6 protein-coding genes are annotated in these 7,768 nt (G+C 63.9%); 3 read left to right on the top strand and 3 right to left on the bottom strand.

Features of this window, described 5'->3' with window-relative positions; genetic code table 11:
• Both AB1A62_RS03700 and AB1A62_RS03695 read left to right on the top strand, forming a co-directional pair.
• A partial coding sequence (locus AB1A62_RS03700; RefSeq protein ID WP_366659988.1) for an NAD(P)(+) transhydrogenase (Re/Si-specific) subunit beta occupies positions 1-257 on the top strand: 257 nt, incomplete at its 5' end.
• 178 nt (positions 258-435) lie between these two features.
• Positions 436-1,716, top strand: a complete 1,281-nt coding sequence (locus AB1A62_RS03695; protein ID WP_366659987.1) for a DUF3422 domain-containing protein — start codon at positions 436-438, stop codon at positions 1,714-1,716.
• A gap of 71 nt (positions 1,717-1,787) precedes the next feature.
• Here the strand turns inward: AB1A62_RS03695 and AB1A62_RS03690 are convergent, their stop codons facing one another.
• The 3 genes from AB1A62_RS03690 to AB1A62_RS03680 form a co-directional block, all read right to left on the bottom strand.
• Positions 1,788-2,759: an ABC transporter permease gene (locus AB1A62_RS03690; protein ID WP_366659986.1), complete on the bottom strand. Its 972-nt coding sequence runs from the start codon at positions 2,757-2,759 to the stop codon at positions 1,788-1,790.
• Entirely contained in the window at positions 2,752-3,759 is a 1,008-nt protein-coding gene (locus AB1A62_RS03685; protein WP_222475008.1) for an ABC transporter permease, read from the bottom strand. Before AB1A62_RS03685 ends, AB1A62_RS03690 begins: the two co-directional genes overlap by 8 nt.
• Positions 3,760-3,903: 144 nt before the next feature.
• Positions 3,904-5,607 carry a peptide ABC transporter substrate-binding protein gene (locus AB1A62_RS03680; protein ID WP_366659984.1) on the bottom strand — a complete coding sequence of 568 codons (1,704 nt, stop codon included), beginning with the start codon at positions 5,605-5,607 and terminating at the stop codon, positions 3,904-3,906.
• Between the two features lie 338 nt (positions 5,608-5,945).
• On the opposite strand from AB1A62_RS03680, the gene AB1A62_RS03675 reads away from it, so the two are divergent.
• Positions 5,946-7,766 carry an ABC transporter ATP-binding protein gene (locus AB1A62_RS03675; protein WP_366659983.1) on the top strand — a complete coding sequence of 607 codons (1,821 nt, stop codon included), beginning with the start codon at positions 5,946-5,948 and terminating at the stop codon, positions 7,764-7,766.
• Positions 7,767-7,768 lie beyond the last annotated feature (2 nt).

Below are 7,768 nucleotides of genomic sequence, written 5' to 3'. Positions count from 1 at the left end.
TCCCGGAAACGGATGTGGCGATCGTCATCGGCTCCAACGACATCGTCAACCCGGCGGCGCAGGAGGACCCCAACTCGCCGATCGCCGGCATGCCGGTGCTGGAATGCTGGAAGGCGAAACAGGTGTTCGTCTCCAAGCGCGGCCAGGGCACGGGCTATTCCGGCATCGAGAACCCGCTGTTCTTCAAGGAAAACACCCGCATGTTCTACGGCGACGCGAAACAGAGCCTCGATACGCTGCTGGGCCTGGTCCAGTAGGCGGGACAGCAAACCAAGAGAAAAGGCGCTCCTTCAGGGGCGCCTTTTTTGCTTCTTTGGGGTCGTTCCTGGGTGGTTTTGTATACCGTTGCATTCTGCTAACGCTTTGAAATAAAACATTTCTGTACATGTTTTTCCGGCTGCAGTATGGTCCGCGGCATTGCTCCGGAGACCAAGAATGCCGCCGATCCAGGATCACCCGCTGCGCTATCAGCTGACCAATGAGCTGCACGCCCGCCCGTTCCCGACCATGACCTGCCCCTGCACGGTGGCCTATCTGGCGGTGAAGCAGCCGCAGGAGGCGGTGCACCGCGACCGGATGCAGGACATGCAGCATCTGATTCAGCTGCTGGACCGCCACGGCGCGCCGCACCCCAAACCGGGGGCGACCCACCACACTGCCCAGATCGGCCGCCACATGCTGAAGTGGGAGCAGCACACCGAGTTCGTCAGCTACACCGTCTATAACGACGGGGTCAGCGCGCGCGCCTTCGATCCGGCGGATTTTGACGTCTTCCCCGCCGATTGGCTGGCGGAGGCGCCGGGCCAGCGGATCACCTCGGCGCTGATCCGGGTGGTGCCGCGGGCCGCGCCTGCGGTGCTGAAGGCCACCATGCACGAGTGGTTCGTGCCGGAAAGCCTGACCGCCTCGCAGGTGCTGGACGACAGCGCCGTGGTGGCTGGCGATTTCCGCATCGACCCGGCGGGCCATGTGCGCTTTGCGATCTTCCCCAATGCCGATACCGGCAGCCAGCGGGTGGGCAGGATCGTTCAGCGGCTCTGCGAGATCGAGACCTACCGGGCGATGTCGATGCTGGGCTTCTCCCGCGCCCGCGGGCTGTCGCCGGTGATCGGGAAACTCGACAGCCGCCTCAGCGAGATGATGGCGGAGATGACAAGCGGCACCAAACCAGCAGAGGAGATCCTGACCCAGCTGCTGGCGGTCTCGGCTGAGCTGGAGGCAATGGCCGCGCAATCCGCCTTCCGCTTCGGGGCCACCGGCGCCTATGACGCGCTGGTCAGCCAGCGCATCAGCCTGCTGCGGGAGGAACGCCACGAGGGGTTCCAGACCTTTGCCGAATTCATGCTGCGCCGGTTCGAGCCTGCGATGCGGACGGTGAACTCCACCGAGAAGCGGCTGGATACGCTCGCCAGCCGGGCGCGCCGGGCGGGGGAGCTCTTGCGGACGCGGGTCGATGTGGAGCGTTCTGCCCAGAACCAGGCTCTGCTCGCGAGCATGGACCGGCGCGCCGATATCGCGCTGCGCTTGCAGCACACGGTCGAAGGCCTGTCGGTGGTGGCCGTCAGCTACTACGCGATTTCACTGGTTTCCGACTTCCTGTTCCCGCTGGCCGAACGCTACGGGATGACCAAGAAGGTGCTGATCGCCGCGGTCACCCTGCCGGTCATCGGGCTGGTGTGGCTGGGTATCCAGCGGATCCGGAAAAAGCTGCACTGAGCGCTGCCGCGGCAGTGCAAAAGGAAAGGGCCGCCCGATGGGACGGCCCTTTGCCTTTCTAAAGTGCCTGCTCAGCGGCCCCGGATCCGCGGGTCCAGCGCGTCGCGCAGGCCGTCGCCCAGGTAGTTCACGCTCAGCACCGTCAGCGAGATCGCCATGCCGGGCCAGAACACCCGCTCAGGATACTGCTGCAGGTAATCGGTGGCATCAAACAGCAGCCGTCCCCAGGTCGGGAAATCCGGCGGGAAGCCGAGGCCGAGGAAAGAGAGCGACGACTCGGTGATGATCGCGGTGGCAATCCCCAGCGTGGCCGAGACCATGATCGGCGACAGCACGTTGGGCAGGATATGCCGGGTGATCAGCTTCTGGTTGGTGGTGCCGATGGAGCGCGCCGCCATCACGAACTCGCGCTCCTTCAGCGCCAGCACGTCGCCGCGCACGATCCGGGCGGTGGGCATCCAGCTGGTCACCCCGATCGAGAACACGATCAGGATGAAGATCCCCTGTTCCGGCCCGAAGGCCGCGTTCAGCGGCTCGCGGAACAACAGCATCATCACCAGCAGCAGCGGCAAGAGCGGCAGCGCCAGGAACAGGTCGGTCAGGCGCATCAGCGGTCCGTCCAGCTTCTTGAAGAAACCGGCCATCACCCCGATGAAGGAGCCCAGGACCAGCGCCAGCAGCATCGCCGTCAGCCCGACGGAGACCGAGGTCGCGCCGCCCGCCATCATCCGGGCCAGCATGTCGCGGCCCAGCTGGTCGGTGCCGAAGGGATGCGCGAAGCTGGGGCCCTGGTTGCGGGCGCGGATGTCGATCTTGGTGGCTTCGAGGTCCCACACCAGCGGGCCGGCATAGACCGCCAGGATGATCAGCAGGAACAGCGCCCCGCCCATCAGCGCGCCGCGGTGGGACTTGAACTGGTCCCAGACGTCCAGCCACTGGCTGCGCGGCGGGTTGTGCAGCTCTTCCAGCTGCCCGGCGCCCGGAACCGCGGTCGAAGCCGGTGCCATGCCTTCATCCGGCACAAAGCGTTCCTTGTCAGTCATAGCGGATCCTCGGGTCAAGAATGCCGTACAGCACGTCGGCGATCAGGTTGAACAGCACGATCAGCACCGCAAAGATGAAGGTGAGCGTCTGCACCATCGGCAGGTCGTTGGCCTGGATGGCGCCGATCAGCAGCTGGCCGATGCCGTTCACCTTGAACACCTGTTCGGTGATGATGGCGCCGCCGAAGATCGACGGGATCCCCAGGGCAATCACCGTGACCACCGGGATCATCGAGTTCCTGAGCACGTGGACCATCACCACCACATATTCGCTGAGGCCCTTGGCGCGGGCGGTGCGGACATAATCCTGGTTGAGGTTGTCCAGCATCGAGGCGCGCATGAAGCGGGAGAGCTGCGCGGTGATCTGCAGCGCCAGCACCATCACCGGCATGATCATCTGCTTCAGCTGGTAGACAAAGGCGTCCCAGCTGTCGACCACATGGGTGGTGTCATAGATCGACGGGAACCAGCCCAGCTGCACCGAGAAGATCACGATCACCAGCACGCCGGAGAAGAACGGCGGCACCGAGAAGCCGACCATCGACACGAAGGTGCCCATCTGGTCGAACCAACTGTACTGGCGGTAGGCGGAGTAGATGCCGATCGGCAGCGCGATCAGGATGGCGACCACATAGGCGGTGCCGACCACCCACAGGGTCTGCGGGATGCGCTGCACCACGATGTCCATCACCGGCGAGCGGGTCTGCCAGGAGATCACCCGCAGCTGCCCTTCAGCGAGGCTGGTGCCGAAGATATTATCGATCAGAACCTGCGGCTCGATCCAGAAGAACTGCACCAGCCATTTCCAGAACCGGATATGCATCGGTTCGCCCAGGCCCAGGGCCAGGCGCATCTTTTCTTTGACTTCGGCGGGGACGGTCAGGGGAACCTGCGCCATCGGGTCGCCGGGGGCGAGCTCCAGGAGCAGGAAGATCACGAGGCTGATGAACAGCAGTGTCGGAACTGCCAGGATCAGCCGCCGGATTGTAAAGGTCAGCATCTGCTAAGCGCCTTTGCAACTTGTATTGAATTCGGAACAGGCGGGGAGGGGCCCCGCGTCCAGCCTTGCGCAGCGCTGCACGGCAGCTCTGGCAGATGGCAAGAGGCCCCGGCATGTGCCGGGGCCCCGGGAAGCAAGCCAGGCTTACTTGATGCGGTACCAGTCAGCTGCGTTCCACAGCTCGCTGTCCCAGACGTTCAGGTCGACACCGCCCAGGGTGTTGGAATGCGCCGACAGGCGGCCGCGGTGCACCAGCGGGATCATGCCGCCGTTTTCAACCATGATGTCGTTCAGGCGGCGGCCGATCTCGGCGCGCGCTTCCAGGCCGGCGGTCTTGGCCAGCTCGGCGTGCAACTGATCGAACTCCTCGTTGCAGAAGCGCGAGATGTTCTCCCCCTGCCACTGGGTTTCCGGACGCGGTGCCTTGTCGCACAGGCCGTTGCCCAGGTAGGACTGCGGGTCGGTGCCGTCGAAGTTGTTGGCGTACATCTCGACGTCAGCATAGAAGCGCTGGAAGGTGTCGGGCGAGCCCGGGTCGCCGCCGAAGAAGACGGACGCGTTGATGTTGCGCAGCTCGGTCTCGATGCCGATCTGGCTCCACCACTCTTTGATCAGCGCCTGGAAATCCTGGCGGACGGCGTTGGTCGAGGTCTGGTACAGAATCTTCATCGGCTTGCCGTCCGGGGTCTCCCGCACGCCGTCGCCATTGGTGTCCTTGTAGCCGGCCTCTTCCAGCATCGCCTTGGCGCCTTCGATGTCCTGGGTGGAGCAGTCAAAGGTGTCGGAGGCGAATGCCGCAGGCGCGGGCACCCAGTTGCAGCTGACAGCGCCGGCCTTGCCATAACCGATTTCCACCAGCAGCGGACGGTCGATGGCCATCGACATCGCCTTGTAGACCGCCGGGTCCTTCAGGAACGGGTGCGGATGCTTGGCGGTGGCGCGCTCGCCTTCCGGCAGCTCCGGCGACGGGTCTGTCTGGTTCAGCATGATGCGTTCCACCAGCGAGCCGAAGCCCGCAACCGGCTTGCCCTTGCCGCCTGCTTCCATCTGCGCGATCACTTCCGGCGCCAGCTGCAGGTTCCAGGCATAGTCGAACTCGCCGGTTTCCATCACGGCGCGCCCGGCCGCGGTTGCGTCACCGCCGCCCTTGAACAGCACCTTGGCAAAGGCCGGCTTGGCCGGGTCGCGGTAGTTCTGGTTGGCCGACATGGTGATCACGTCGTTCGGCTTGAATTCATCCACCACAAACGGGCCGGTGCCGATCGGGCCGAAGTTGGCCTCTGTGCATTCCGGCGCCTTGGCGCCCATGCAGTTCTCGAACTGGGCCTTTTGCAGGATCGGGCTTTCGCCGCCGACAAACGGGCCATAGGGGAACGGGGTCGGCTTGTCGAAGGTGACCTTGACGGTCAGATCGTCCACCACCTCGACATTGGTGACGCCCTGGAACTTGGTCAGCTGGGCGCAGCCGCCTTCGGGATGCATGCAGTAATCGGCGGTGAACTTCACGTCATGGGCGGTGAAGTCGGTGCCGTCGGACCACTTGATGCCCGGCGCGACCTTCCAGGTGATCGAGGTCAGGTCCTCGCTGACGCCGCCGTTCTCGACGGTCGGGATTTCCGACGCCAGATAGGGGATCATGTTGCCTTCCGGGTCGTAGCGCGCCAGCGGCTCGATCACCAGCGAGGCCGACTGCACGTCCTTGGTGCCGCTCGACAGGAACGGGTTCAGGATCGACGGCGCCTGCCAGTAAATGATGTTGACCTGGCCGTCGGACCCGCGCTCGGCAAAGGCCGCAGGCGCCAGCGAGGCCGTGGCAACAGCACCCATCAATAGGGATTTCAGTTTCATCACACTCTCCTTGTCGGACACGTTTCGTGTCTTTTTGTTGGCCGGGCCGGTTTCGGTCCGGAGGGTTGCCGCATTGCTGCGGAAGTGTCGCTCTGGGCCTGCAGGCACTGGGAAAACGCTGGAACTATAAACCCTTAATACCTTGCCGGGCGCACCGGCGCGTGACAGCCTGCAGGCAACCACAGGTGTATCGAAACGTTTTTGCCGGGAAATTGCAAATTCCAATTTCGAAGGGCTCATGCATTATTTGCATGAGCATTTTTGAAGAAAGTAGAGTTTACTCCAGAACCTGAGACCGCCTTTTCCGGCGGGCCAGGCAAGAAAAACAGGGAGCCGTCATGCTGGACAACGCCATTGCGTCCATAAAAAATCTGCGGGTGGAGTTTCAGACCAAGGACGGCCCGGTTGTCGGCGTCGAGGATGTGTCTTTTGATGTCAGCCCCGGCGAAACCGTTTGTATCGTTGGCGAATCCGGCTCCGGCAAGTCGGTGTCCTCGCTGTCGCTGATGCGGCTGGTGGAGTTCGGCGGCGGCGAGATCGCCGGTGGCGAGCTGCTGTTCAACCGGCGCGAGGGCGGCGAGACGAATCTGGCAGACTCCGAGCAGGAGATGATGAAGCAGATTCGCGGCAACGAGATCGGCATGATCTTCCAGGAGCCGATGACCGCGCTCAATCCGGTGTTCACCGTCGGCCGCCAGCTGACCGAAGGCCTGCGCATTCACAAGAACATGTCCAAGTCCCAGGCCGAGGAACGGGCGCTGGAGCTTCTGCGCCAGGTCCGCATCCCGGAACCGGAACGCCGCCTGAAGCAATACCCGCACGAGCTGTCGGGCGGCATGCGCCAGCGGGTTGTGATCGCCATGGCAATGGCCTGCGAGCCGCGGCTCTTGATCGCGGATGAGCCCACCACTGCGCTCGACGTGACCATCCAGGCGGAGATCCTGGCGCTGATGGACCGGCTCAAGCGCGAGACCGGCACCGCGGTGATGTTCATCACCCACGACATGGCGGTGGTGGCCCAGATGGCCGACCGCGTCGTCGTCATGTTCCGCGGCAACAAGGTTGAGGAAGGCACCGTCGAGGAAATCTTCGAAAACCCCAAGCACGATTACACCAAGGCGCTGCTGGCCGCGGTGCCGAAGCTGGGCGAGATGCGCGGCAAGCACTATCCCGAACCGATGAAGCTGATGGGGGTCGAGGACCAGAAGATCGAGCCGATCAAGGGCACCGAAGAGGTGCTCTTGGACGTGCAGAACCTGACCACCCGTTTCCCGGTCAAGGGCGGCCTGTTGCGCCGCACCATCTCCAACGTGCACGCGGTGGAGGACGTGTCCTTCAAGGTGTTCAAGGGCCAGACCCTGTCGCTGGTCGGCGAATCCGGCTGCGGCAAATCCTCTGCGGGCCGCTCGATCCTGCGGCTGGTGGAGCCGCAGTCGGGCAAGGTGAACTTCGAAGGCCGTGATGTGCTGCAGTTCAGCCCGTCCGAAATGCACAAGGCGCGGCAGGACATGCAGATGATCTTCCAGGATCCGTTTGCCTCCCTGAACCCGCAGATGCAGCTGATCGACCAGGTGGCGGAACCGATCCGGAACTACGGCCTGGCTTCCGGCTCCGAGCTGCACGACCGGGTCGCCAGCCTGTTTGACCGCGTCCATCTGCCGCGCAGCTTCATGCGCCGCTACCCGCACGAGATGTCCGGCGGCCAGCGCCAGCGGATCGCCATCGCCCGCGCGCTGGCACTGAACCCCAAGCTGATTGTCGCGGACGAGGCCGTCTCGGCGCTCGACGTGTCGGTGCAGGCGCAGGTTCTGAACCTGATGATGGAGCTTCAGGCGGAACTGGGCCTCTCCTTCCTGTTCATCAGCCACGACATGGCGGTGGTGGAGCGTGTCAGCCACCAGGTCGGCGTCATGTACCTGGGCCGCATCGTTGAAATCGGCCCGCGTGAGCGCGTCTTTGAAAACCCGCTGCACGCCTATACCCAGGCGCTGATGAAGGCGGTGCCGATCGCCGACCCGCGCCAGCGCAAGTCGGAGAAGGAACTGAACTTCAAACCGATTCCGTCACCGATCCACGAAGTCGGCTATGAGCCGGCACCGTCGGAATACATGGAGCTGGAACCCGGCCATTTCGTGCTGACCACCGACAGCGGGTACTGAGG

It is taken from the genome of Leisingera sp. JC11, assembly GCF_040704725.1.
Taxonomy (GTDB): Bacteria; Pseudomonadota; Alphaproteobacteria; order Rhodobacterales; family Rhodobacteraceae; genus Leisingera.
This window is presented reverse-complemented; position numbering and strand designations above follow the sequence as displayed.